Annotated in this window: 23 protein-coding genes and 1 tRNA gene; 9 read left to right on the top strand and 15 right to left on the bottom strand. The window is 73.9% G+C overall.

The features are described from left to right. The 12 genes from ACWEOH_RS01355 to ACWEOH_RS01300 all read right to left on the bottom strand — a co-directional run bounded on the left by ACWEOH_RS01355 (position 1) and on the right by ACWEOH_RS01300 (position 10,759). Positions 1–426: a Fe-S oxidoreductase gene (locus ACWEOH_RS01355; protein ID WP_452027567.1), complete on the bottom strand. Its 426-nt coding sequence runs from the start codon at positions 424–426 to the stop codon at positions 1–3. Positions 427–431: 5 nt separating this feature from the next. Beyond that, positions 432–1,874, bottom strand: coding sequence for a dihydrolipoyl dehydrogenase family protein (locus ACWEOH_RS01350; RefSeq protein WP_452027565.1), 1,443 nt, complete (start codon positions 1,872–1,874; stop codon positions 432–434). Positions 1,875–1,959: 85 nt separating this feature from the next. Continuing rightward, entirely contained in the window at positions 1,960–2,841 is an 882-nt protein-coding gene (locus tag ACWEOH_RS01345) for an arginase family protein (protein ID WP_452027563.1), read from the bottom strand. A gap of 33 nt (positions 2,842–2,874) precedes the next feature. After that, entirely contained in the window at positions 2,875–3,498 is a 624-nt protein-coding gene (locus tag ACWEOH_RS01340) for a J domain-containing protein (protein WP_452027561.1), read from the bottom strand. 145 nt (positions 3,499–3,643) lie between these two features. Beyond that, complete coding sequence (locus ACWEOH_RS01335; RefSeq protein ID WP_452027559.1) at positions 3,644–4,381, bottom strand: PspA/IM30 family protein; 738 nt, start codon at positions 4,379–4,381, stop codon at positions 3,644–3,646. Positions 4,382–4,502: 121 nt separating this feature from the next. After that, on the bottom strand, positions 4,503–6,530 hold the full coding sequence (locus ACWEOH_RS01330) for a TPM domain-containing protein (RefSeq protein WP_452027558.1): 2,028 nt from the start codon (positions 6,528–6,530) through the stop codon (positions 4,503–4,505). 112 nt (positions 6,531–6,642) lie between these two features. Further along, entirely contained in the window at positions 6,643–7,431 is a 789-nt protein-coding gene (locus ACWEOH_RS01325) for a hypothetical protein (RefSeq protein WP_452027557.1), read from the bottom strand. Continuing rightward, on the bottom strand, positions 7,418–7,951 hold the full coding sequence (locus ACWEOH_RS01320; RefSeq protein ID WP_452027555.1) for a sigma-70 family RNA polymerase sigma factor: 534 nt from the start codon (positions 7,949–7,951) through the stop codon (positions 7,418–7,420). Before ACWEOH_RS01320 ends, ACWEOH_RS01325 begins: the two co-directional genes overlap by 14 nt. A 118-nt stretch (positions 7,952–8,069) precedes the next feature. Further along, on the bottom strand, positions 8,070–8,717 hold the full coding sequence (locus ACWEOH_RS01315; RefSeq protein WP_452027554.1) for a DUF2461 domain-containing protein: 648 nt from the start codon (positions 8,715–8,717) through the stop codon (positions 8,070–8,072). A gap of 53 nt (positions 8,718–8,770) precedes the next feature. Further along, a tRNA-Arg gene (locus ACWEOH_RS01310) sits at positions 8,771–8,843 on the bottom strand. 87 nt (positions 8,844–8,930) lie between these two features. Further along, positions 8,931–10,127 carry an ROK family protein gene (locus tag ACWEOH_RS01305; RefSeq protein WP_452027552.1) on the bottom strand — a complete coding sequence of 399 codons (1,197 nt, stop codon included), beginning with the start codon at positions 10,125–10,127 and terminating at the stop codon, positions 8,931–8,933. A gap of 11 nt (positions 10,128–10,138) precedes the next feature. After that, positions 10,139–10,759 carry an iron ABC transporter ATP-binding protein gene (locus tag ACWEOH_RS01300; protein WP_452027550.1) on the bottom strand — a complete coding sequence of 207 codons (621 nt, stop codon included), beginning with the start codon at positions 10,757–10,759 and terminating at the stop codon, positions 10,139–10,141. Between the two features lie 39 nt (positions 10,760–10,798). On the opposite strand from ACWEOH_RS01300, the gene ACWEOH_RS01295 reads away from it, so the two are divergent. From ACWEOH_RS01295 to prfA, 8 genes are all read left to right on the top strand, one after another. Beyond that, on the top strand, positions 10,799–12,475 hold the full coding sequence (locus ACWEOH_RS01295) for an arginine--tRNA ligase (RefSeq protein WP_452027549.1): 1,677 nt from the start codon (positions 10,799–10,801) through the stop codon (positions 12,473–12,475). Next, positions 12,472–13,260, top strand: coding sequence for an LmeA family phospholipid-binding protein (locus ACWEOH_RS01290; protein ID WP_452027547.1), 789 nt, complete (start codon positions 12,472–12,474; stop codon positions 13,258–13,260). The genes ACWEOH_RS01295 and ACWEOH_RS01290 overlap by 4 nt, the downstream gene beginning before the upstream one ends. A 262-nt stretch (positions 13,261–13,522) precedes the next feature. Beyond that, positions 13,523–14,938 carry a diaminopimelate decarboxylase gene (lysA, locus tag ACWEOH_RS01285; protein ID WP_452027545.1) on the top strand — a complete coding sequence of 472 codons (1,416 nt, stop codon included), beginning with the start codon at positions 13,523–13,525 and terminating at the stop codon, positions 14,936–14,938. Next, positions 14,935–16,245 carry a homoserine dehydrogenase gene (locus ACWEOH_RS01280; protein ID WP_452027543.1) on the top strand — a complete coding sequence of 437 codons (1,311 nt, stop codon included), beginning with the start codon at positions 14,935–14,937 and terminating at the stop codon, positions 16,243–16,245. The genes lysA and ACWEOH_RS01280 overlap by 4 nt, the downstream gene beginning before the upstream one ends. Next, positions 16,242–17,339: a threonine synthase gene (gene thrC / locus ACWEOH_RS01275; protein WP_452027541.1), complete on the top strand. Its 1,098-nt coding sequence runs from the start codon at positions 16,242–16,244 to the stop codon at positions 17,337–17,339. The genes ACWEOH_RS01280 and thrC overlap by 4 nt, the downstream gene beginning before the upstream one ends. Further along, positions 17,336–18,298, top strand: coding sequence for a homoserine kinase (thrB, locus tag ACWEOH_RS01270; protein WP_452027539.1), 963 nt, complete (start codon positions 17,336–17,338; stop codon positions 18,296–18,298). Before thrC ends, thrB begins: the two co-directional genes overlap by 4 nt. A gap of 267 nt (positions 18,299–18,565) precedes the next feature. Beyond that, a complete protein-coding gene (gene rho / locus ACWEOH_RS01265; RefSeq protein ID WP_452027537.1) occupies positions 18,566–20,716 on the top strand; it encodes a transcription termination factor Rho in 2,151 nt (716 codons plus the stop codon). Positions 20,717–20,720: 4 nt separating this feature from the next. After that, the gene (prfA, locus tag ACWEOH_RS01260) at positions 20,721–21,797 is read left to right on the top strand and encodes a peptide chain release factor 1 (RefSeq protein WP_452027535.1); all 1,077 of its coding nucleotides are present in this window, start codon (positions 20,721–20,723) and stop codon (positions 21,795–21,797) included. 477 nt (positions 21,798–22,274) lie between these two features. Here prfA and epsC read toward each other — a convergent pair whose 3' ends face one another. Beyond that, positions 22,275–22,853 carry a serine O-acetyltransferase EpsC gene (gene epsC / locus ACWEOH_RS01255; protein ID WP_452027533.1) on the bottom strand — a complete coding sequence of 193 codons (579 nt, stop codon included), beginning with the start codon at positions 22,851–22,853 and terminating at the stop codon, positions 22,275–22,277. A 4-nt stretch (positions 22,854–22,857) separates the two neighbouring features. Beyond that, positions 22,858–23,793, bottom strand: coding sequence for a cysteine synthase A (gene cysK, locus ACWEOH_RS01250; RefSeq protein ID WP_452027531.1), 936 nt, complete (start codon positions 23,791–23,793; stop codon positions 22,858–22,860). A gap of 157 nt (positions 23,794–23,950) precedes the next feature. Here cysK and prmC point away from each other — a divergent pair, with 157 nt between their 5' ends. Then, the gene (prmC, locus tag ACWEOH_RS01245; protein WP_452031813.1) at positions 23,951–24,799 is read left to right on the top strand and encodes a peptide chain release factor N(5)-glutamine methyltransferase; all 849 of its coding nucleotides are present in this window, start codon (positions 23,951–23,953) and stop codon (positions 24,797–24,799) included. Between the two features lie 57 nt (positions 24,800–24,856). On the opposite strand, the gene ACWEOH_RS01240 is transcribed toward prmC, so the two are convergent. Then, entirely contained in the window at positions 24,857–25,783 is a 927-nt protein-coding gene (locus ACWEOH_RS01240) for a TetR/AcrR family transcriptional regulator (protein ID WP_452027529.1), read from the bottom strand. Between the last annotated feature and the right edge of the window lie 26 nt (positions 25,784–25,809).

The raw sequence follows: 25,809 nt of genomic DNA, 5'->3' as shown, positions 1-25,809 counted from the left end.
TCACGCGCCCCGGGGCGCGTTCCGATCGACCGGTCCGGATGCCGCAGTGCGCGGCGCCCGGGCCGGTCGGCGTCTCGGCAGGTAGCCGCCCGCCTCGAGGCCGGCCTCGATCTCGAACCGGTTCCGCAGCGGGTTGCGCCCGGCGATGAGGTACAGCAGCGGGAACAGCATCCCGTACCTGCGCCACTGCTCACGGTGCACCGCCTCGTGCCCGAGCACCACGTCGCCCGCGTTCCGGTCGGTCAGGTAGCAAGCCCCGACGCACGACCCGCCGCGCCCGAACGTCCACTTCGGCATGCCCGTGAAGACGATGAGCCCGCCGCGCCGCTCGACGCGCCCGGTACTCCAGAGGAAGCCCCACGTGAAGCCGACCATCGTCGCCCACCAGTAGCCGGCGCGGCTGATGGGGGAGTCGATCAACCCCATCCGGCTCACGCCTCGACCTCGGGCCGGCCGAGGTCCTCGAGCAGGCGCAGCCACACCTCGCTCATGGTCGGGAAGGCGGGTACCGCGTGCCAGAGGCGCGCGACCGGCACCTCGCCGACGACGGCGATCGTCGCCGCGTGCAGCAGCTCCGCGACGTCCTGGCCGACGAACGTCGCCCCGATGACCACGCCGCGCTCGGCGTCGACGACGAGGCGTGCCCGTCCCTCGTAGCCGTCGGCGAGGATGCCGGCGCCGCTCGCGGACTGGATCGGCACGTCGGCGATGCGCACCTCGCGCCCGGCACGGCGGGCCGCGGCCTCGGTGAGGCCGACCGACACGGCCTCGGGCTCGCCGAACACGACACCCGGCACGGCGACGTGGTCGGCGGTCGCGACGTGCACGCCCCATGGCGCGGTGTCGATCGGGCGCCCGGCGGCGCGTGCGGCGATCACGTCGCCCGCCGCACGGCCCTGGTACTTGCCCTGGTGGGTGAGCAGGGCTCGGTGGTTCACGTCGCCCACGGCGTAGAGCCAGTCGCCGTCGCCGTCGGCGCCGCGCACGAGCATCGTCTCGTCGACGTCGAGCCAGGATCCGGGCTCGAGTCCGACGCTCTCGAGCCCGACCGACTGCGAGCGGGGGACGCGGCCGGTGGCGACGAGCACCTCGTCGGCCGTCACGACGGAGTCGTCGTCGAGCGTGAGCACGACCTCGCCCGAGCCGTTGCGCTCGACCTGCGTCGGCTCGACGCCGAGCCGCACGGTCGCGCCGAGCCCGCGCAGCCCCGCGACGACGGCGTCGCCGACGAACTCCTCCATGTCGCCGAGCACGTCGTGCCGGGCGAGCACCGTGACCTCGCTGCCGAAGCCGGCGAAGGCGGTCGCCATCTCGACCGCGACGAAGCCGCCGCCGATGATCGCGAGCCGCGCGGGCGGCGACTTCACGCTCGTCGCGTCGCGACTCGTCCACGGCGACGCCTCGGCGAGCCCGACGATCGGCGGGATCGCCGGGTCGGATCCGGTGGCGACGACCACCGCGTGCCGGGCGACGAACGTGGTCTCCACCTCATCGGCGCCGGTGACGACGACGCGACGGGGTCCATCGAGCCGGCCGTGACCGCGCGCCAGCTCGATGCCCACGCTCGCGACCCACTTCGCCGCGCCCGCGTCGTCCCAGTCGGACACCCAGTAGTTGCGCCGCTTCAGCACGGCCGCGAGGTCGAGCTGCCCGGTGACCGCCTCGGCGGCCCCGCCCACGCGCTGCGCCGCGCGCAGGGCCGCGGCGGAGCGCAGCAGCGTCTTCGACGGGATGCACGCCCAGAACGAGCACTCGCCGCCGACGAGCTCGTGCTCGACGAGCACGACGTCGAGGCCCCCGGCCCTGGCCCGGTCCGCAACGTTCTCGCCCACGGGCCCGGCGCCGATGACGACGACGTCCACCTCGCGCTCCATGCTGCTCCCCTCCGAACCCGGCCGGCGCCGGGCAGACATCGCCCAGCCTAGGCAGAACGGCCGACGCGCGGCACCTGTTGCGCGCTCAGGCCGAGGCGGCGTCGGATGCCGCGTCGTCGGCGTCGCGGGCGGGGCCCGACGTCAGCGCGGCGACGAGCCGCAGGATGGTCGGCAGGTCGTCCTCCGCGGCCTCGGGCGAAGCCGGGGCGAACCCCGCGATCGCGGCGCCGGCGAGCGGGAACGCCGCGACGATCGCACGCAGCAGGGCCACGAGCGCAGCGGTGTCGATGCCGAACGGCATCGGGTACGAGAGCCCCGCCAGCGCCGATGGGTCGAGCACGTCGAGGTCGATGTGCACGAACACGTGCGAAGCGCCCGTGTCCTGCAGCGCGGCGATGACCATGGTGGGGTCGGAGAGGTCCTCGACCGTGAGCACCGTCACGTCGTGCTCGTCGATGAAGCGCCGCTCCTCGTCGTCGATCGCGCGCACGCCGCCGAGCACGAGCCGGGCGGGCGGGACGCGGGTGTCGGCGTCGAGCGCCAGGCCGTCGGCGCCCTCGCCGGCGATCGCCCGCAGGGTCATCCCGCCGAACCCGCCCGACGGCGAGGTCTCGGGCGTGTTGAGGTCGGGGTGGGCGTCGAGCCAGAGCATGGCGAGGTCGGCACCCGCTCGGCGGGACGCGTGCGCCACCGCGGCGAGCGACGCACTGCAGTCGCCGCCGACCGTGAGCGCCCAGTCGGGCACGGCGGCGAGGGCCTCCTCGGTGCGCTCGCGCACGCGTCGGAGCGCGCTGTAGCGGCGCACGCCGGTTCCGAGCGCGTCGCCGGCCTCGACCGGGACGTCGACCACGACGGTGGCCGCGGCGGGCAGGTCGCCACGGATCGCGGCCGCGCCGTCGGCGTGGCTCATGGCACGCGCCGACACGGAGCCCTGCCACATGGGAACGACGACGAACGTTGCGGGCATGCCTCACAGTATCGCGCGCGCACGGCGCGCAGGTCACTGGTCGGGGAACCGCACGAGCCGCGCCTGGATCGCGAGCCCGAAGCTCGCCACGATCATGAATCCGAGCCCCAGCAGGCCGCCGAAGGTCGTGGCGAGCACGGTGGCGACCGCGTTCAGCCCGATGAGCACGAGCGTCACCCGCCACACCCAGCGCCGGCCGGTGAGCCCGGTCGCGAGGGCGAAGCCCACCAGCAGGATCACCCGCAGCCACAGGTCGACCGGCGACCAGACCGGGAGACCCGACACGGAGAGCAGCGCCCCGACGACGAGTACGAGCGTCCAGGTGGCGAAGAGCCACCACCCGAACGGCTCCGCCGTGCCATCGGATGCCGCGGCATCCGATGCGCGCCGCCCCGGCCGGGCGGCAGGCGAGCCCGGCGAGGCCGACTCCGTCGCGTCGCGCAGGCGTGCCCGTGCGCGCGCCACCAGCAGGAGCACCTCGTGCGCCGTCATCACGGCGACGAAGCGGTCGCTCGCCGCCCGCACCGCGCCCGGCGACGAGCCCGCGACGACGTCGGGGTGCAGTTCCCTGGCGAGGCGCCGGTAGGCGTGCTCGATCTCGGCCTCGTCGGCGTCGGGCCGGACGCCGAGCACCTCGGCGGCCTCGTCGGGCGTCATGCGGCCACGGTACGCCGCACCGACGGCATCCGGCCACGGCTTGCGAACGGCATGCGCGAGCATCCCGGCCCGGTGGTGATCGGGTTGCCGCAGACGCAGGATGCCGCGAGCCCGTGCGGCCCGCGGCATCCGTCGCTGCCCGGAATCAGCCCGAGATGGCGCCCTGCGACGAGCCGCCGGACTTCAGCGCGGCGAGGCGGGCGTCGACCTCGGTGAGCTCCCCGAGGTCGTCGAGCTCGTTGAACTGGGCGTCGAGGCTCGAGGCGGTGAGCTCGGCCTGGCCGCGCACGACCGCCTCCTCGCGGCGGATCTTCTCCTCGAAGCGGCCGATCTCGCTCGTGGGGTCGAGGATGTCGATCGACTTCACGGCGTCGTGCACCTGGCGCTGAGCCTGCGCGGTCTTGGCCCGGGCGATGAGCTCGGACCGCTTGTTCTGCAGCTGGACGAGCTTCTCCTTCATGCCGTTGAGGCCCGCCTTGAGCTTGTCGACGACCTCGGTCTGCGCGGCGATCTGCGGCTCGGCCGCCTTGGCCTCGTTCTCGGACGAGATCTGGCGGCTCAGCGCCACCTTCGCGAGGTTGTCGAACTTGTCGCCGCCCGACGCGTCGCCGGCCGCGCGCAGCTCGTCGCCCTTGCGGCTCGCCGCGAGGGCCTTCTCGCCCCATTCGCGGGCCGCCTCGACGTCCTCGCGGTGGTCGTCCTCGAGGAGGCGCAGGTTGCCGATCGTCTCGGCGATCGCGGCCTCGGCGTCGGCGATGGAGTTGGTGTAGTCCCGCACCATCTGGTCGAGCATCTTCTGCGGGTCCTCGGCCTCGTCGATGAGGGCGTTGATGTTCGCCCGCACGAGCTGCGAGATGCGGCCGAAGATGGACTGCTTCGTCATGGTGTTCCCTTTCCTGTGGTGCGTGTCCGTCGTGTCGTGGTCGTCGTGTCGAGTGGTGGTCGGGTGTGTCGGCGGGTCGTCGCGTGGTGTCGGCGGGTCCTCCCGTGGTGGTCGGCGCGGCTCAGAAGCGGCCCCCGCTCCCGCGGCGCGATCGCGTGCCCGACCCGCCGAAGCTGCCGGGCGAGCGTCGCCCGCCCCCGCCGAAGCCGCCGCCGAACCCGCCACCGCCGCTGCGGCCTCCGCCGCCGAACATGCCGCCCCCGCCGCCTCCGCCGCCGCCGAGGACCGAGTTGATGAGGATGCCGCCGAGCACCGCGCCGAACAGGTCGCCGCCGCCTCCGCCGCCCTGTCGGCCCCCGTAGCCCGCGCCGAAGCCGCCGGCCATCCCGCCGCCGAAGCCGCCGACGTCCTGCTGGGCGAGCGACAGCGCCGTTCGCGCGAGCGACTCCGCGCGCTGTGCGGTCGTGAGCGCGCCCGCCGGGTCGGTCGGCGCGAGCGCCTGCGCCTCGACGAGCAGGCGGCCGGCTTCGGCGAGGCGCGTGCGGGCCTCGGCGCCCACCGCACCGCGCCGCGCGACGAGGTAGTCCTCGGCGGCCTGCACCTGCGCGCGTGCCGTCGCCAGCGAGCGGCCGAGCTGCGCCTCGGCCCGGGCGCGCTGCTCCGCGGCGTTGCGCACCCCGGCGATGGCGGCATCGATCTCGGCGTTCACCTGCTCGACGCGGGCCTGCGCGGCGAGCGGGTCGCGTAAGGGAGCGCCGAGCCCCGCGCGCAGCGCCGCGGCCTCGCCCGCGACGCGGTCGGCGAGCGTCGTGGCGCCCGGGTCGCCCAGCCCGCGCGCGGTCTGCACGTCGGCCTCGAGGTCGGCGACGCCGGCCGACACGGCCTGGTCGGCGGCGGCGAGGTCGGTCGCGAGGCGGTCGATGGCGTCGGCGAGGAGCACGGCCTGGTCGACCGCCTCCTCGGCCGCGCGGATACCGACGGCGGCGTCGCTCGCGCGCTGCGCGGCGACCGCGGTCGAGGCCTGCGCGAGCTCCTCGCGGGCGAAGGCGAGCCGGGCGTCGGCCTGAGCCGGGTTGTCGGAGACCGGAGCCACGGCCGATGCCGCGTAGGTGCCGGCGAGGGCCGCGAGCCGCTGCGGGGCTGCGGAGACGCGCGCTGCCGCGGCATCCGCCTCGCCCTGCACGCGCTGGAGCTCGGCGGGCGCGTTCCGCTCGAGCGCCCGCAGCTCGTCGAACCGGTCGGCCTGCTCGTCGAGGATCGCGTCGGCCTCGCCCGTGAGCCGGATGATGCCCGAGTACCAGGCGCGGCGCTCCTCGTCGGTGTCGGGGTCGGTGTCGTCGAGCTGCTGCTGCAGCGAGAACGCCTCGGCGACCTTCGCCTTCGCGCCGTCGAGGGCCGCCTTGAAGTCGGCCGTGGCCTCCTCGCCGTAGGACGCGACGGCGAACCCCAGCTCGTCGTCGCTCGTCTTCACCGCGTCGTCGGCCTGCACCAGGGCGCTGCCGGCCTGCCGCCGGAGCTCGTCGATCGAGGGCTGCGGCGGACCGGCCGGGCCGGCCTCCGCCTTCGCCTTCCGCCTGCGGCGCGCGAGCACGATGGCGATGATCGCGACGATCGCGGCCGCGATGACGAGGAAGAGCACCCAGCCCCAGCCGCCGCCCCCGCCGCCTCCTGCGCCCCCGCCCCCGATGGCGTCGGCGGCGGCGATCGCCGCGCCCGCCCAGTCGCCGTCGCTGAGCATCGGCTCGATGACGTCCTGGCTGATCCGGGCGAGTTCCGCGTCGGACAGCGACGCGTTCGCGTCGGCCGAGAGGTAGTAGGCGCGACCGTCGACCGCGACCGCGAGGAGGTAGTCCTCGGCGCCCATGTTGTTGCCGATCGCGGTGTCGTTCGCCCAGGCGTCGGCCGCCTCGGGGTTGGTGAACTCGTCGACGTAGGCCACGAAGAGCTGTCGACCGCTCGCGTCGGCGGCTTGCTCGATGGCCGCCTCGACCTCAGCGGTGTCGGCGCCGAGGGCACCGACCGTGTCGACGATCGGGCTCTGCCCGAAGTCGACCGGATCCTCCGCCATGGCGGGCGCGGTCGCACCGAGTGCGAGCACCGCGCCGACGATGATCCCGAGAACAGCTGACGTGCGACCTCGCGACGACATGCACCAGTGCCCTTCCCCCGCCCCCGCGGGCCATCCCGAGTCTATGGGGGAGTCGGAGGCCTCGTCCATGCCGCGCGTGTCCGCTCGCAGCGGCTCCACAGGTGCCTGGAGATCAGCCGACCGACATCGGCACCAGGGGCGACGTGAGCAGCAGCACCATGCCCTCCGCGGGTGTCGAGAACGCGACGGCCGCAGCCAGGCCGTAGGGCCCGGGGGAGAGGGGCGGGAGGTCGGGTGGAAGGCCCGTGCCGTCGTCGTCCGCCGCCGTGCAGTGCAGCGCCTCCACCACGCCGGGGAGGGTGACCGACTCGCCCGGCGCGAGCGAGATCGCGATGGCGCCGGCCTCCGACGTGCCGGTCGAGTGCCAGGCCACGACGTCCACGTCGGCCACCGTGATCGCCGGCACGCGCGACAGCTCGCCCTCGACGAGCGCGGTGCCGGTGTTCGTGACCGTGACCATGACGGATGCCGCGCCGCCCGGCGGCACCGGCGCGACCGGCGGCTCGACCGACACGGCGAGTGGCCCGCCCGTCGGATCCTCGACCGGAGCGACGGCCGCCCCGCAGCGGTACACGCGCTCGGGCATCGCGAACATGAGGCCCGAGCCCGCGTCGTCGGGCGCTTCCTCGGCCTCCCCGCCCGCGGACTCCGACACGACGGGTGCATCGGCGGTCGACGAGCCGCCCGAGCCGCTGCCGCCCTGCAGTCCGATCACGAGTCCGCCCACGACCAGCACGGCCGCGAGCGCACCCGCACCGCCCGCGATCGCCGTGCGTCGGGCCCGGCGTCGGGAACGGCTCGCCGCGAGCACGGCGTCGACGTCGACCGGACGCGGCGTCGCGGCATCCGCTGCACGCTTCAGGCCCTCGCCGAGGCCGTTGGCGGGATCAGGTGCTGACATGGTCGCCTCCCGTCCGCGCGGCGCGCGTCCCGGCCGGATCGAGGGAGGAGGAGAGCGCGTGCAGGCCGTCGCTGAGGTAGCGCTTCACGGCGCCCGAGCTGATGCCGAGCACGGCGGCGATGCCGTCGACCGTGAGGTCCTCGTAGTAGCGCAGCACGATGCACGCCGCCTGCCGCGGCGGGAGCGCCCGGATGCGCTCGAGCAGGTCGAGCCGCTCGTCGGTCGCCGCGCTCGACGCGTCGACGCTCGACGGCGCGGCAGCCAGGTGCCGCACCCGCCGCCAGGTGCCGTCGCGCCGAGATCGGTCGATCACCGCGTTGAGGATCGCGCGGCGGACGTACGCCTCCGCGCGCGGCAGCGTGAGCCCGAGGCGGGGCGTGCCGAAGGTGCGCACGAGGGCGTCCTGCACGAGGTCGGCGGCGTCGTCGACGCTGCCGGTGAGCAGGTAGGCGTAGCGGCTGAGCGCGTCGCCGCGCTCGACGACCAGCGCCGTCGCCACCTCGTCCCACGGGCGCGCCACCCGAGTCCTCCTCCCGACGGCGGGACTCCGCCGTCACCTGTACCGACGAACGAGCGCGCCGTTTCGTTGGGTGCGCGGGCGGATGCCCCGTGCCGGCGTCCCGTGTGGCGCCGGCACGTCAGCGCGAGCGCTCGGACTCCGACACGCCCACATGGGCGTCGAGCCAGTCCGTGAGCGGGCGGGACGCGCGCAGCGCGTCGACGACGCGGTCCTCGGCCTCCGGCGTGTGCAGCCACGGCTCGACCGGCCAGTCGACCCACGCGGTGAGGTCCTTGTCGCGCAGCAGGTCGGCTCGCGGGTGGTCCGCGTCGTACCCGCGCGGCACGCGCTTCAGGCGGTCGCTCGCCGAGACGCCGACGCCGCCGGCCTCCACCGCGGACACCGCCGCGACGAGCGCCTCGCCGCTGCGATCGTCGGCGACGGCCGCCCGGAAGCGTGCCAGCTGGTCGGAGGCCATCACGTGGCATCCGGCACCGACCCCGAGGCCGGCCGCGGAGAACTGCACGTAGCCCGACCCGCCGACCGTCGCCCCGATCGCGGTCTTGTAGGGCGACTTGTCGGCGCTGAACCGGATGTCGCGGTACGGCCGGAAGACGCGACCCTCGCCGAACTCGCCGGCGAGGTCGTCGAGCAGCGCCTGCATCGGAGCGAGCACGAGTTCGTCGTACTCGGCGCGATGCTCGGTGAAGTACGCCTTGGAGTTGTCGGCCTCGAGGCCCTCGTAGAACGCCACGGCGCCCGGGAGCCAGCCGGTGAACACGCTCATCTCCGCCTCCTCTCGGGAGGTTCGGAACGGCTCGGCGAGGCTATCGCCTGGAGTGCCCCCGGAGGGATTCGAACCCCCGACCTACGGTACCGGAAACCGGCGCTCTATCCCCTGAGCTACGGAGGCGCACAGCAGTAGACACTACCACTGCCGGGGCCCGCGTTCCGACCACCGACGGCCCGACGCGGCCGCTTCGGGCGCCCCGATCGCCGGTCAGGCGAGGCTGACGCTGGCGACCGTGTCGAGCAGTTCCTCGCGCACGCGGGCGGCGAGCTGGATGCGTGCGCCGCGGAGCACCGGGTCCCGGTCGACGCGGGTGGCGACCACCTCGGGGTACCAGCGGCTGATGCGACGGATGCCGCGCCCCACCTCGGCCGCGAAGGCGTCGCCGCCGAGGCTCGCGGTGGGCCCGGCGAGCACGAGGCGCCCCGGGTCGAGGGTCGCGAGCAGCGGCAGCGCGACGTGGGCGACCCGCTCGGCGAGGTCGTGGAAGACGCCGGCGCGAACGGCCTCGGCGTCGGGCTCGGCGAGCGCCTCGCGCACCGCATGGTAGCCGGCGACGTCGAGGCCGTGCCGCCGGGCGAGCAGGGCGACGGCGCGGCCGCCGACCAGGTCCTGCGCGGTGCGCGCACTGGGGTCGAGCGCGCTCGCCGCGACCGACAGCGGCAGGAAGCCGATCTCGCCCGCGCCGCCGAAGCTGCCGCGGTGCAGGTCGCCCGCGACGTCGAACGAAGCGCCGACGCCGTTGCCGAGCCAGAGCACCGCGAACACGTCGCGGTCGACGCCCGCGCCGAGCTCGCGCTCCGCGACGGCGGCGAGGTTCACGTCGTTCTCGATGCGTACCTCGCGCCCGAGCTCGCCCTCGAGGATCGACCGCAGCCCGCGCACGGGCCACCCGGGGAGGGTCTCGCTGAACAGCTCGCCGGTCTCGCCGGGGTCGACGTAACCGGGGATGCCGATGACGACCGAGTGCACGACCTCGGGGTCGGTGCCTGCGGCTTCGCTCGCGTCGGCGATCGCGCGCGACACCTCGTCGACGGGGGAGCGCTCGGTCGGGTCGTGGGGGAGCGTCCGGCGCACGACGGGCCGCTCGTCGCCCGTCGCGTCGACCACGGTGGCGCGCAGCTCGAACGCGTCGAGGTCGAGTGCCACGCCGAGCGGGCGGTCGGTGCGCGCGGCGTACACGACGGCGCTGCGTCCGGCCGAGCCCGACGTGCGCCCGCGCTCCTCGATGAATCCCGCGGCGAGCAGCCGCGACATCATCTGCGAGGCCGTGGGTTTCGACACCCCGACGAGCTCGCAGATGCGGTTGCGCGTGAGCGGACCCTGCTCGAGCAGCACGGCGAGCCCGGCGCGGTCGTTGACGGCGCCCAGCCACGAGGGCGTTCCCGTCGAGGAGTTCGCCGCCATGCGCCGCCCCGTCAGGCCGCGGGCAGGTTGGCGAGCACCGAGGTGACGAGCTGCGCCGCGTCGCCCGGCTCGAACAGCGCGGGCGACCGGATCACGATCCAGTACGGCCCGTGGAAGACCTGCGCCTCGCCGGTGCCGCCCGCCTGCGTGAAGTAGCCCTCGACGTCGGGCGGGGTGCCGTAGGTGGGCACGGGCTTCGACGACAGCGCCGCCTGGTTCCGGCGCTCCTCGCCGGCGGCGGTCGTCGGCGTCGCGACGCCGACCTCGATGACCTCGCCGCTCGTCTGGTTGAGGTAGCCGCACGCCGTGCCCGCGTCCTCGTCGACGAGGGTCGCGATGTCGTCGCCGCTCGGCTGGTAGCCGGGGTCGGCGCCGACGTTCGGGTTGTAGGCGTAGAGCTGGTCGGCGGTGAGCAGCGCGTCGCACGCGATCTCGAATGGGATGGGCGGCTCGGCCGACTCGGTCGGCTCGGGGGCGGCCGTCGCCGATGCGCTCGGCGCGGTCGTCGCGGCCGCCGTTCCGCCGGGGTCGGCGGCGTCGGGAGTGCAGCCGGCGAGCAGTGCCACGGATGCCGCAGCCACGAGTGCGAGGCCGGCAGGACGGGTACGAGCGAGGTAGGGCGAGCGCGGCATGTGCGAAACCCTATCAACCGCGCCGGGTAGGATTTGCGGGTGACTCCCGACGATCTCTCGCGTGCCCTGTTCGACCTCGTGAACGGGCTCGTGGAGCGACGCCGGGCGGCCGGCGCGGAGGTCTCGCTCGAGCTCTCGCCCGACCAGGTGACCCTCGAGCGACCCAAGCTGCGCGAGCACGGCGACTGGGCTTCGAACGTCGCCATGCGCGTCGCGAAGCCCCTCGGCGCCAACCCCCGTGAGATCGCCACCGAGCTCGCCGACGCGCTCGCCGGTCTCGACGGCGTCGCCAGCGCCGAGGTCGCAGGCCCCGGCTTCATCAACATCCGGCTCGAGGCGGCCGCCGCAGGTGCGCTGGCGAAGGCCATCGTCGAGGCGGGCCCCGCCTACGGCCGCAGCGGCTCGCTCGCGGGCGGCGCCCGCGTCAACCTCGAGTTCGTCTCGGCCAACCCGACGGGCCCCCTCCACATCGGCCACACGCGCTGGGCCGCGCTCGGCGACTCCATCGGCCGCGTGCTGCGCGCTGCGGGCGCCGACGTCGCCAACGAGTACTACATCAACGACGCCGGCACCCAGATGGACAACTTCGGGCGGTCGGTGCTCGCGGCGGCGAAGGGAGAGCCGACCCCCGAGGGCGGCTATCCCGGGAGCTACATCGGCGACCTCGCGGCGCGCGTGCTCGAGCGCGAGCCGAAGCTGCTCGAGCTCGACGAGGCGGTCGCCCTGCACACGGCCACCGAGATCGCCTACGAGCTGCAGCTCGCCGAGATCCGCGCCTCACTCGAACGCTTCAACGTGCACTTCGACGTCTGGACCAGCGAACGCCGCCTGCAGGACAAGGGCGACGATGGACTCTCCGACGTCGACACCGCCGTCGAGCGCCTCAGGGCGCAGGGCCACGTCTTCGACGCCGACGACGCCGTCTGGGTGCGCACGACCGACTTCGGCGACGACAAAGACAGGGTCATCCGCCGCGGCACCGGCGCCTACACGTACTTCGCGGCCGACGCGGCGTACTACCTCGACAAGGGCGACCGCGGGTTCGCCCACAAGATCTACCTCCTGGGGGCCGACCACCACGGGTACGTGCACCGGCTGCGCGCACTCGCCGGGGCGGCGGGCGACGACCCCGAGCGGGACATCGAGGTGCTCATCGGGCAGCTGGTGAGCATCAACGGCGCGAAGCTCTCCAAGCGCGCGGGCAACATCATCGAGCTCGACGACCTGCAGGCGTGGCTCGGCACCGACGCGCTCCGGTACACGCTCGCGCGCTACCCGGCCGACTCGCCGCTCACGATCGACCCCGAGGTGCTCAAGCGCCGCACGAACGACAACCCCGTGTTCTACGTGCAGTACGCGCACGCGCGCACGTCCGCGGTCGCCCGCAACGCGGCATCCGTCGGCGTCGACCGCTCGTCGTTCGCGCCCGAGCTGCTCACCCACGAGACCGAGTCGGCGCTGCTGGGCGGGCTGCAGGAGTTCCCGCGCATCGTCGCGCAGGCGGCGGAGCTGCGCGAGCCGCACCGCGTCGCGCGCTACATCGAGGAGCTCGCGGGCCTCTACCACCGCTGGTACGACAACTGCCGCGTGCTGCCACTCGGCGACGAGCCGATCGGCGACCTGCACCGCACCCGCCTCTGGGTCAACGACGCGACCGGCCAGGTCATCCGCAACGGGCTCGACCTGCTGGGCGTGTCCGCGCCGGAGCGCATGTGACACGGTCGGTGCCGGCGACGGATGCCGCGGGGGCGCCCCCGCGGCGACGGAACCGCGCCGCCCGCGCGTGGATCACGGTGCTCGTGATCCTGGGCGTGCTCGTCGCGCTCGCTGTCGTCGCCGACCTCGTCGTGCGCAACGTCGCCGAGCAGCGCGTCGCCGAGCAGCTCGAGCAGAACCTGCCCGCGGGCGTCGAGGGCGACGTGCAGGTGCGCCTCGGCGGGTTCTCCGTCATCGCGCAGTACCTCTCGGGGTCGATGGAGCAGGTCGACCTCTCGGCGCCCGAGCTCACCGTGAACGGCGTGCCGATCGCGGTGCACGTCGAGGCGCAGGACGTGCCCCCGGGGCTCGACGCGCCGGTCGGCCGGGCGACCGCCACGATCCAGGTGACCGAGGCGGCCGTCAACACGCTGATCGAGGTCCCGGGCGTACAGGGCGACGTGGTGCTCGGCGACGGCGCGGTCGCGTACTCCGACTCCGTGCGGGTCCTCGGAATTCCGATCGACTACACCGTCACCGCGCGTCCGACGGCGGCCGGCGACACCGTGTTCCTCGAGCCCACGGGCGTCGAGGTGGGCGCGGGCGGCGGCGCCATCGACGTCTCGGGGCTCGTCGACCGACTCATGGGCGACGATCCCATCCCGGTCTGCGTCGCCGAGTACCTGCCCGAGGGCGTCGAGGTGCAGCAGCTCACGGTCGAGCCCGGCTCGGCGACCGTCACGCTCGGCGCCACCGGCATCAGCCTCGACGAGCAGAGCCTGGCCACGCGCGGCAGCTGCGGCTGACCCCGACCCGACGGGCCTGCCGAGACCCGAATGCAGGAAGAACGTCGGGTCGGTCGGCGGGTCGGGCTCATCGGAGCGGCGTGTCGCGCAGAAGTTCCTGCATCCGCTTCGCAGGGGGTCACCGATTCGGCCCGGCATACGACCCTCGGTAGACTCGCCGTGAGTCGCCCCACAAGGGCGGCGCGCAGCAGGCTTCAGGAACCGATCCGGGTTCGCTCGCCGCGAGCGACCCGTCGACACTCCGTCCCGTGAGGTTTCCCCCGTGGCATCCACCGCAGCAATTCCCGGCTGGCTCCGCGTGCCCGACGACCCCAACGCCCTGGCGCCGCAGGTGTGGCCCGGGCGCGCGCACCGCGACGCCGACGGCCGCCTCGTGATCGGCGGCGTCCCGGCCCCCGATCTCGCCGCCCGGTTCGGCACGCCCCTCTACGTCGTCGACGAGGCCGACGCCCGGGCGCGCGCGGCGCGCATCCTGGCCGCGTTCGAGGCGGCAGCGGCATCCGTCGGCACGACCGTGACGGTCTATTACGCGGGCAAGGCGTTCCTCTCCGTCGCGATCGTGCGCTGGGTGACCGAGGCGGGCCTGTCGGTCGACGTGTGCACGGGCGGCGAGCTCGCCGTGGCGCTCGCGGCGGGCGCCGACCCCGCGCGCATCGGCTTCCACGGCAACAACAAGTCGGTCGCCGAGATCGAGCGTGCCGTCGCGGCCGGCGTGGGCGCGATCATCATCGACTCCGAGGTCGAGGTCGAGCGGGTCGCGGATGCCGCGGCGCGCGCCGGCCGCGTGCAACGCGTGCGCCTGCGCGTGAACAGCGGCGTGCACGCGTCGACGCACGAGTTCCTGGCCACCGCGCACGAGGACCAGAAGTTCGGCGTCTCGCTCGACCGCGCGGTCGAGATCGGGACGCGCATCCGCTCGCACCCGTCGCTCGACCTGCTCGGGCTGCACTGCCACATCGGCTCGCAGATCTTCGACTCGGCGGGCTTCGCCGAGTCCGCCGAGCGCCTGCTCACGGCGCACGCCGAGCTCGCGCGCGTCGCGCCGCTGCCCGAGCTCAACCTCGGCGGCGGCTTCGGCATCGCCTACACCTCGGCCGACGACCCGACGCCCATCGAGGAGATCGCGCTCGGCATCGCCGAGGCCGCCGCGAGCGGATGCCGCGACCGCGGCGTTCCCGTGCCGAAGCTCGCGTTCGAGCCCGGCCGCTCGATCATCGGCCCGGCCGGCGTCACCCTCTACACCGTCGGCACGGTGAAGCCCGTGCCGCTCGACGGCGGCACCTGGCGCCACTACGTCTCGGTCGACGGCGGCATGAGCGACAACGCGCGCACCGCCCTCTACGGCGCCGACTACACCGTGCGCCTCGCGGGCCGCGTCTCCGACGAGCCGCCCGCGCTCGTGCGCGTCGCGGGCAAGCACTGCGAGTCGGGCGACATCGTCGTCGACGCCGACTACCTGCCGCACGACGTCGCGCCGGGGGACCTCGTGGCGGTCGCCGCGACGGGCGCCTACTGCTGGTCGCTCGCGAACAACTACAACCACGTGCCCCGGCCGCCGGTCGTCGCCGTGCGCGACGGGGAGGCCCGGGTGATCGTGCACGGCGAGACCGAGGCCGACCTGCTCGCCCGCGACGCCGGGCTCGAGGCATCCGCCGGCCTGGAAGGGACCCCTGCATGATCGAGTACCGTTCCATCCGCGTCGGCCTCCTCGGCGCCGGATCCGTCGGCTCGCAGGTGGCCCGGCTCCTGCTCGAGCACTCCGACGAGCTCACCCAGCGCATCGGCGCGCGCCTCGAGCTCGTCGGGATCGCCGTGCGCGACCCCCACGCCCGCCGCGACGCCGACCTGCCGCGCGACCTGTTCACGACCGACGCCGAGTCGCTCATCCTCGGTTCCGACATCGTGATCGAGCTCATGGGCGGCCTCGAGCCCGCCCGCACGCTCGTGCTCGCCGCCATCGCCTCGGGGGCCGACGTCGTCACGGGCAACAAGGCGCTCCTCGCCACGCACGGCCCGGAGCTGTTCGCCGCGGCGCAGCAGGTGGGCGCGCAGCTCTCCTACGAGGCGGCCGTCGGCGGCGCGATCCCCATCATCCGGCCCCTGCGCGACAGCCTCGCCGGCGACCGCATCGACCGCATCCTCGGCATCGTCAACGGCACGACGAACTTCATCCTCGACCGCATGGACACGACGGGCGCATCGCTCGAGGACGCCCTCGCCACGGCGACCGAGCTCGGCTACGCCGAGGCCGACCCGACCGCCGACATCGGCGGCTACGACGCCGCGCAGAAGGCCGCCATCCTCGCGAGCCTCGCGTTCCACACGAGCGTGCCCGTCGACGCGGTGCACCGCGAGGGCATCACGGGCGTCACCGCCGCACAGGTCGAGTCCGCCCAGCGCGCCGGCTTCGTCGTGAAGCTCCTCGCGATCTGCGAACGGCTCGTCGACGACGAGACCGGCGAGGAGGGCGTCTCCGCCCGCGTCTACCCGGCGCTCGTGCCGCGGAGCCACCCGCTCGCCGCGGTGCACGGCGCGAACAACGCCGTGTTCGTCGAGGCCGCCGCGGCCGGCCCGCTCATGTTCTACGGCGCCGGGGCCGGCGGGGTGCAGACCGCGTCGGCGGTGCTCGGCGACCTCGTCGCCATCGCCCGCCGCCACGTCATCGGCGGCCCGGGCACGGCCGAGTCGACCCACGCGGAGCTGCCGGCACTCGACATCGGGAAGATCACGACCCGCTACGCGATCACGCTCGAGGTCGCCGACGAGCCCGGCGTGCTCGAGCGCATCGCGCACGTCTTCGCCGAGCACGGCGTCTCGGTCGAGCAGCTCCAGCAGACCGTCAGCAGCGCGACCGAGCGGGCTACGCTGGTCATCGGGACGCATGAGGCGAAGGAGTCCGCGCTCGCCGAGACCGTCGCCGCCCTCGCACAGAGCCCCGTCGTCGCATCCGTCGCGTCCGTCCTCCGAGTCGAAGGAGCAGTGTGAACCAGCCCACCCCCAAGCCCGGATCGCGCCAGTGGCGCGGCGTCATCCGCGAGTACGCCGACCGCCTCGACGTGACGGATGCCACGCCCGTCGTCACCCTCGGCGAGGGCGGCACGCCGCTCCTGCCGGCGCCGGCGCTCTCACGCCGCACGGGCGCCGACGTCTGGGTGAAGTTCGAGGGCATGAACCCCACGGGCTCGTTCAAGGACCGCGGCATGACGATGGCGGTCACGAAGGCCGTCGAGGGCGGCGCGAAGGTCGTGATCTGCGCGTCGACCGGCAACACGTCGGCGTCGGCCGCGGCGTACGCCACGCACGCGGGCATCACGGCCGCGGTGCTCGTGCCCGAGGGCAAGATCGCGATGGGCAAGCTCAGCCAGGCGATCGCGCACAACGCGCAGCTCCTGCAGGTGCAGGGCAACTTTGACGACTGCCTCGACATCGCCCGCGACCTCGCCGACAACTACCCGGTGCACCTCGTCAACTCGGTGAACAACGACCGCATCGAGGGGCAGAAGACGGCCGCCTTCGAGGTCGTCGAGGTGCTCGGCGACGCGCCCGACTTCCACTTCATCCCGGTCGGCAACGCGGGGAACTACACCGCCTACACGCGCGGCTACCGCGAGGACATCGCCGCGGGCAACGCCACGCGCCTGCCGCGGATGTTCGGCTTCCAGGCTGCGGGCTCCGCGCCCATCGTGCGCGGCGAGCCCGTGCGCGACCCCGACACCATCGCGAGCGCGATCCGCATCGGCAACCCCGCGTCGTGGGAGCTCGCGCTGCAGGCACGCGACGAGTCCGACGGCTACTTCGGCGCGATCGAGGACGACAAGATCCTCGAGGCGCAGCGCATCCTCTCGGCCGAGGTCGGCATCTTCGTCGAGCCCGCGTCGGCGATCTCGGTCGCGGGCCTCCTCGAGCGCTCAGCAGCGGGCGTCGTCCCGCAGGGCGCGCGCGTGGTGCTCACCGTCACGGGCCACGGCCTGAAGGACCCGCAGTGGGCCCTCCGCACCGCCGACGGCTCCGACGTGCAGCCCACCGTCGTGCCGGTCGACACGGCGCAGGTCGCCCAGGTCCTCGGACTCACCTCATGAGCAGCGCGACCGTCGCCCCCGACTCGGGCGTCGCGGCATCCGTCGTCGGGCGCACCGTGCACGTGAAGGTGCCCGCCACCTCGGCGAACCTCGGTCCCGGCTTCGACACGCTCGGCCTCGCGCTCGCGCGCTACGACGAGCTCGAGGTCGAGGCGACGGATGCCGCGACCCACGACATCCAGGTGCACGGCGTGGGCGCCGGCGAGGTGCCGCTCGACGAGACGCACCTCGTGGTGCGCGCCATCGCGCACACGTTCGACCGCGCGGGCGTGCCGCTGCCCTCGCTGCGACTCGTCGCCCACAACGCCATCCCGCACGGACGCGGCCTCGGCTCGTCGGGCGCCGCGATCGTGGCGGGCGTGATGGCGGCCAAGGGCCTGCTGGAGGGCATCGTCGAGTTCTCGCCCGACGACCTGCTCGAGCTCGCCACCGAGCTCGAGGGGCACCCCGACAACGTCGCCCCCGCGCTCTTCGGCGGCCTCACGATCGCGTGGACCACCCCCGAAGGCCCGCGGCACAAGAAGCTCATCGTGCACCGCGGCGTCTCGCCCCTCGTGCTCGTGCCGGAGCACGAGATGTCGACGGCGCTGGCGCGATCGCTGCAGCCCGAGTCGGTGCCGCACGAGGACGCGGTGTTCAACGTCTCGCGGTCGGCCCTGCTCGTCGCGGCGCTCATCCAGAGCCCCGAGCTGCTCCTGCAGGCGACGGAGGACAAGCTGCACCAGAACTACCGCGCCCAGGCCATGCCCGAGACCGACCGGCTCATCCGGGTGCTGCGCGCCGCGGGGCATCCGGCCGTCGTGTCGGGTGCGGGCCCGTCGATCCTGGTGCTCGCGAGCGACCCGAGCGAGCGGGCCGACGCGATCCGCCTCGTCGAGGAGTCGGCCGAGACGCCGTGGCAGGCGCTGCCGCTCGCGGTGGACTTCCTCGGGGCGACGGTCGTCGACGTCGAGCGGTAGCGACGGCGCCCGGGGGCATCCCCGTCGGCCCCGCCGTCGCGCCCGGCGCGTCGCGCGTCCGGCGGACGTCCGTCCTGGTGTTAGGATTGGACAGCACCCGGAAGGCGACGCATCGTCAGCGTTTCCCACCCCGCTCGTGCATTCCCCAGCAATCATTTGCATTTCGCCTTCGCGCATGTCTGCGCCCCCGCGCACGACACGGCTCGTGCCGGCGATCAGCTCTCCTGGGTCGGCACCTCTTGCGACCAGGGGAAAGGAACATACCCAGTGACCAACGGAACCGACCACGCCGACGTGAGCGTGGCGAACCGCACCCGCCTGAACGGCCTCAAGGTCGCCGAGCTCCAGGAGCTCGCCGCCTCGCTCGGCATCGCAGGTGCCTCGAAGCGCCGGAAGGGAGAGCTCGTGGACCTGATCTCGGCCCACCAGGACGGCGCCGAGGCGCCCGCGCTCGTCGACCAGGCCCTCCTGACCGTCGAGCCGACGTCCGCCGCTCCCGCTGTTGAGGCGCCCGCCGCCGAGGCACCGGTCGTCGAGGCGCCGGCCGCAGATGCGGCGGCCGCGCCTGAGGCTCCTGCCGCCGAGGCGCCGGCTGAGGCTCCCGCCGCCGAGGCCGCTCCGGCCGAGTCGACGGATGCCGCGGCTGACGCGGCGCCCGCCACCGCGCCGCCCGCGCGCCAGGGCCGCCAGCCCCGCCGTGCGACGAGCGCCACCACGGCCGCCGCGCAGCACGTGAACGCCGGCGGAGCCGGCGTCTCGCTCGTTCCCACCGATGCCGAGGCCCGCGAGGCCGCCCGCGCCGCCGTGCGCGAGGAGCTCGCGGCCGCCACCGGCGAGGGCGCCCGCAACGGGCAGCCCGCCGAGGGCGAGGGCGAGCAGCCTGCCGAGCAGCCCCGCCAGGGCCGTGGCCGCAACCGCGGCCGCCGCGGCGGCGACCGCGCCGAGCGCGGCAGCGACGACCAGCAGAAGCCCGCCGAGGAGCGCCAGGGCCGTCAGGCCGCCCAGGGCGGCGAGCGCCAGGGCGGCAAGGGCGACGAGCAGGGCGGTCGTCCCGCCCGCGAGCGCCAGGCCGAGGGCGACGCCGGCAAGCAGCAGGGCGAGGGCCGCGGCCAGCAGCAGCAGGCGCGCGGCGACCAGCAGCAGCAGGCCGAGGGCGAGGGCGGCCGTCGCAGCCGCTACCGCGACCGCAAGCGTCGCGGCCAGGGCACCGGCGACGACCTCGAGCCCGAGATCCTCGACGACGACGTGCTCATCCCGATCGCGGGCATCCTCGACGTGCTCGACAACTACGCGTTCGTCCGCACGACGGGCTACCTCCCGGGCCCGAGCGACGTCTACGTCTCGCTCGGCCAGGTGAAGAAGTACAACCTGCGCAAGGGCGACGCGGTCGTCGGCTCGATCAAGCAGCCGCGCGAGGGCGAGTCGAACAGCCGCCAGAAGTACAACGCGCTCGTCAAGGTCGACTCCGTCAACGGCCAGACGCCCGAGGAGTCGGCGGCGCGCGTCGAGTTCCAGAAGCTCACGCCGCTGTACCCGGCGGAGCGGCTGCGCATGGAGACCGAGCCCGTCAAGCTCACGCAGCGCATCATCGACCTGATCGCCCCGATCGGCAAGGGCCAGCGCGGCCTGATCGTCTCGCCGCCCAAGGCCGGCAAGACGATCGTGCTGCAGCAGATCGCGAACGCCATCGCGATCAACAACCCCGAGGTCCACCTCATGGTCGTGCTCGTCGACGAGCGCCCCGAAGAGGTCACCGACATGCAGCGCACGGTGAAGGGCGAGGTCATCGCCTCGACCTTCGACCGCCCGGCCGAGGATCACACGACGGTCGCCGAGCTCGCCATCGAGCGCGCCAAGCGCCTCGTCGAGCTGGGCCACGACGTGGTCGTGCTGCTCGACTCGATCACCCGCCTGGGCCGCGCCTACAACCTCGCGGCTCCGGCCTCGGGCCGCATCCTCTCGGGCGGCGTCGACGCGTCGGCGCTCTACCCGCCGAAGCGGTTCTTCGGCGCGGCGCGCAACATCGAGAACGGCGGCTCGCTCACCATCCTCGCCACGGCGCTCGTCGAGACCGGGTCGAAGATGGACGAGGTGATCTTCGAGGAGTTCAAGGGCACCGGCAACTCCGAGCTGCGCCTCTCGCGGCAGCTCGCCGACAAGCGCATCTTCCCCGCCGTCGACGTGAACGCGTCGTCGACGCGTCGCGAGGAGATGCTGCTCTCGCCCGACGAGGTCAAGATCACCTGGAAGCTGCGTCGCGCCCTCGCCGGGCTCGAGCAGCAGCAGGCCCTCGAGGCGGTGCTCGGCCGGCTCAAGGAGACCCAGTCGAACGTCGAGTTCCTCATGCTCATGCAGAAGTCGATGCCCGTGACCAACGGCGCGGCGCACTCGCACGGGCACGAGTCCGACCACCGCTGAGTCCATGTTCGAGTCCGTCCAGGCCCTGCTCGCCGAGCACGGCGAGCTCCAGCAGGAGCTCGCCGACCCGGCGCTGCACGCCGACGCCGCGCGCGCCAAGAAGGTGAACCGGCGCTACGCCGAGCTCAGCCGCATCGTCGCCGCGCACGAGTCGTGGCAGCAGGCGGGCGACGACCTCGAGGCCGCCCGCGAGCTGGCAAAGGAGGACGACGCGTTCGCCGAGGAGATCCCCGACCTCGAGGAGGGGCTCGCCCAGTCGCAGGAGAAGCTGCGTCGGCTCCTCATCCCGCGCGACCCCGACGACGGCCGAGATATCATCATGGAGATCAAGGGCGGCGAGGGCGGCGCCGAGAGCGCCCTCTTCGCGGCCGACCTGCTGCGCATGTACATCCAGTACGCGCAGTCGAAGGGCTGGAAGACCGAGCTCCTCGAGCGCAACGAGTCCGACCTCGGCGGCTACAAGGACGTGCAGGTCGCGATCAAGTCGAACGCCACCGACCCGTCGCAGGGCGTCTGGGCGCACCTCAAGTACGAGGGCGGCGTGCATCGCGTGCAGCGCGTGCCGGTGACCGAGACCCAGGGCCGCATCCACACGTCGACCACGGGCGTGCTCGTGTTCCCCGAGGTGGACGAGCCCGAGGAGGTCGACATCAACCAGAACGACCTCAAGATCGACGTCTACCGCTCGTCGGGCCCCGGCGGCCAGTCGGTGAACACGACCGACTCCGCAGTGCGCATCACCCACCTGCCCACGGGCATCGTGGTCTCGATGCAGAACGAGAAGTCCCAGCTGCAGAACCGCGAGGCGGCGATGCGCGTGCTGCGCGCGCGGCTCCTCGCGCGCCAGCAGGAGGAGCTCGCCGCCGCGGCATCCGACGCCCGCAAGTCGCAGATCCGCTCGATGGACCGCTCCGAGCGCATCCGCACGTACAACTTCCCCGAGAACCGCATCGCCGACCACCGCACGGGCTACAAGGCGTACAACCTCGACCAGGTGATGAACGGCGCGCTCGACCCGATCATCGACTCGGCGATCCAGGCCGACGAGGAGGCCCGCCTGGCCGACCTCGCCGCCGAGTGACCCGACCCTGACCCGACGCGGGGGCGGATGCCGCGCGGCATCCGTCGCCTTCGTCGCATGGCTCCTCGCCTCCGTCCCACTCGCTGCGCCACTTCGACGCCCTCTGCGCCAGTACAAGTGGCGCAGACGACCGCAAGTTGGTGCAGGGGCCACATCAGTGACCTCTCCTCGACAGGTGGACCGCTGCCCCTGGCGTTCCAGAGGACACCGGATGCCGCATCCAGCCGCCCGGTGCGCGGCGATGCTGTCGACGTGGACCTCGATTCCCTGCCACGCGCCGCCGGAGCGGTGATCCCCTCGGCCCTGGCACGCGCGGCCGGGGTTTCGGGGACGCTCCTGACGGCCCGCGACGCGGGTCGCCTCGTGGCTGTGCGCCGCCCTGTTGTCGGAGTCGCCGCACGGGCGCGCCACCTGCGCGCCCCGTGCGCCACCTGGGCTGGCGCGGAGGCCCCGAAGTGGCGCAGCGGAGCCGGGTAGCTAGATGTGCCAGTCGTGCACGCCGCGGGCGGCGTCGGCCGTCGCGTGCGAGAGCGGGCGCACGCTCGCCGGCACGCCCACGAGGAGCGAGTGCGGGGGAGCGGGCTTGGTCACCACGGCGTTCGCGCCGACCGCGCTCCAGGCGCCGATGACGATGTCGCCGAGGATCTTCGCGCCGGCGCCGACCGTGACGCCGTCCTCCAGCGTGGGGTGGCGCTTCGTGCCGGGCGGCGTGTTGCGCGGCGCCTTCCCGCCGAGCGTCACGCCGTGGTAGAGCATCACGTCGTCGCCCACGATCGACGTCTCGCCGATGACGACGCCCATGCCGTGGTCGATGAAGAAGCGCCGGCCGATCGTCGCGCCGGGGTGGATCTCGATGCCGGTCAGGAACCGCACCAGCTGCGACAGGAGCCGCGCCGGCAGGCGCCAGCCGGCGACCCAGAGCCGGTGCGCGAGCCGGTACGACCAGATGGCGTGCAGCCCCGAATACGCGAGGAAGACCTCGAGATCGCCCCGCGCAGCTGGGTCGTGCGAGCGAGCGGTCGCGAGGTCTTCCCTGAACGTCCTGAGGATGGGCACCCGCTCAGTCAAGCAGACCTTCGTACAGGACCGTGGACAGGTACCGCTCGCCGTAGCTCGCTACGATGACCACGATGGTCTTCCCGGCGTTCTCGGGGCGCTTCGCGAGCTGCGTCGCAGCGTAGACCGTGGCGCCCGACGAGATGCCGCCGAGGATGCCCTCCTCGATGCCGAGGCGGCGCGCGGTCGCGACGGACTGGTCGATGTTCACGTCGATGATCTCGTCGTAGACCTCGCGGTCCAGGATCTCGGGCACGAAGTTCGCGCCGATGCCCTGGATCTTGTGCGGGCCGGGCTGGCCGCCGTTGAGGATGGGCGACTCGGCCGGCTCGACGCCGACGACCTGCACCTCGGGCTTGCGCTCCTTGAGCACCTGGCCGACGCCCGTGATGGTGCCGCCCGTGCCGATGCCCGACACGAAGATGTCGACGCCGCCGTCGGTGTCGTTCCAGACCTCCTCGGCGGTGGTGAGGCGGTGGATCTCGACGTTGGCCTGGTTCTCGAACTGCTTGGCGAGCACCGCGCCGGGCGTCTCGGCCGCGATCTGCTCGGCGCGCGCGACGGCGCCCTTCATGCCCTCGCCGCCCGGCGTCAGCACGAGCTCGGCGCCGTAGGCGCGCAGGAGCGCGCGGCGCTCCTTCGACATCGTCTCGGGCATCGCGATGATGACCCGGTAGCCGCGGGCGGCGCCGATCATGGCGAGCGCGATGCCGGTGTTGCCGCTCGTGCCCTCGACGATGGTGCCGCCGGGCTGGAGCGCGCCCGTAGCCTCGGCGGCGTCGACGATGCCGATGCCGAGGCGGTCCTTCACGCTCGCGCTGGGGTTGTAGAACTCCAGCTTGGCGAGCACGGTCGCCTCGGCGCCGTCGGTCACGCGGTTCAGCCGCACGAGGGGCGTGCGACCGAAGACCTCGGTGATGTTGTCGAAGACCTGGGCCATGGCTGCTTCCTCTCGGATGGGCGTCGTCGTCGGCGACGACCGGGTTCGCTGGCGGGGGCGGATGCCGCGGCCCAGCCTACGGCGGCGCCTGCCGCCGGTCACGTGCGTTACATTCCATTTCGTGAATAGGGGCACGGATCAGGCCGGAGGACGCGACCTGCGCGCGGTGCGCGCCGAGACGGTCGGGCGCCTCGCGGCGGCCGGCGTGCCCGACCCCGACGTCGACGCAGAACTGCTCATCGGCCACGTGCTCGGGCTCTCACGGGGCGGTGTGCAGGCCCGGCTCGTCGTCGGCGGCGTGCTCGGCGACGCGGATGCCGCGACGCTCGAGTCGCTCGTCCGCCGCCGCGAGCGGCGCGAGCCGCTGCAGCACCTCACCGGCCGCGCCGCGTTCCGCTCGCTCGAGCTCGCGGTGGGACCGGGCGTCTTCGTCCCGAGGCCCGAGACCGAGCAGGTCGCGCAGCTCGCCATCGACGCGCTGCGCGCGACCGCCGAGCCCGAGCCGATCGCGATCGACCTCGGCTCGGGCAGCGGGGCGATCGCGCTCGCGATGGCGACCGAGGTGCCGCACGCCCGCGTGTGGGCGGTCGAGAACTCGCCCGCGGCGTTCCCGTGGACGCGTCGCAACGTCGAGGAGGTCGGCGCTCCCAACCTCGAGCTCGTGTTCGACGACCTGGCGACCGCGCTCACCGAGCTCGACGGACGCGCGGCGGTCGTCATCTCCAATCCGCCGTACGTGCCGGCCGGGGAGCTCCCGCGCGATCCCGAGGTGCGCCTGCACGATCCCGAGGCGGCGCTCTACGGCGGCCCCGACGGGCTCGACGTCGTGCGCGTGCTCTCGACCCGGGCCGCCGACCTGCTGCATCCGGGCGGCCTGCTCGTCATCGAGCACGCCGAGACGCAGTCGGCGCCGATCGCGGCGATCCTCGCGGCCGACGGCTGGCGCGCGATCGCGCACCACCGCGACCTCACGTCGCGCGACCGCGCCACGACCGCACTGCGCTGAGCGGAGGCCCCGGAGCGCGCGACCGGGCCGAGCGTGCGGCCCGCGGCATCCGTCGCCTCAGTGCCCTTCGTGCCGCGTCCGCGCCTCGCGCACCGCCTGGCGCTCCACCTTGCGCGCGTCGCGCAGGCGCTTCTCGGCCTCGCGCACCGCCTTGCGCGACTCGCGCACGCGCTTGTCCCCCGACACCTCGGCCGGCTCGTGGTGCGCGGCCGGCGGAGCGGGCCTCGGGCCCTGCTCGCGCTTCGCGACGTAATCGGCGACGCCGTCGAGCACGCGCTCGAGCCCGAACGCGAACGGGTCCTCGCCCTCGGCGAAGACCCCGGCGTCGACCGCGCGCCGCAGCGCGGGGAACTCGTCGGCCGTGACGAACGCGTCGAGCACGGCCGACCGCCCGTCGTCGATCGCCTGCGGGTCGATCCCCGCCGCGCCGGCGGCGACTTCGTAGGAGCGCTCGATGGTGCTCTGCCAGCGCAGCTGGCCGGTCACGAGCAGGATGACCGCCACGCGCTCGTCCTCGTCGAGCGGCACATCCGACAGGGAGCCGAGCATCGCGTCCATCCACGCGAGGTTGTTCGGCGTCACGGGCGTGCCCTGGATCGGGATGTCGAGCAGCCACGGGTGGACCCGGTGCATCTCGAGCTGCGCCCGGCCGATGGCGCGCAGCCGCTCCCGCCAGTCCGTCGGGTCGACCTCGGGATCGGGCTCGGGGGGCAGGCCGGTGCCGCGCTCCTGCATGAGCACGAGCAGGTCGTCCTTCGCGGTGACGTACCGGTAGAGCGACATCGTGGTGTAGCCGAGCGACTGCGCGACCCGGCTCATGGACACCGCCGCGAGCCCCTCGGCGTCGGCGATCTCGACGGCCGCGTCGACGATCCGCTCGATGCTCATCTCGCGCTTCGGGCCGCGCTGGGGGTTGGCGGCGACGCCCCAGGCGAGGGCGACGCCCCGCGGCAGCTCGGGCTCGACGGGTGTCTCGGGGGTCATCCGGCTCCAATCGGCGGGAGATGCTT

The organism is Agromyces sp. NPDC004153, from assembly GCF_053603635.1.
This window is presented reverse-complemented; position numbering and strand designations above follow the sequence as displayed.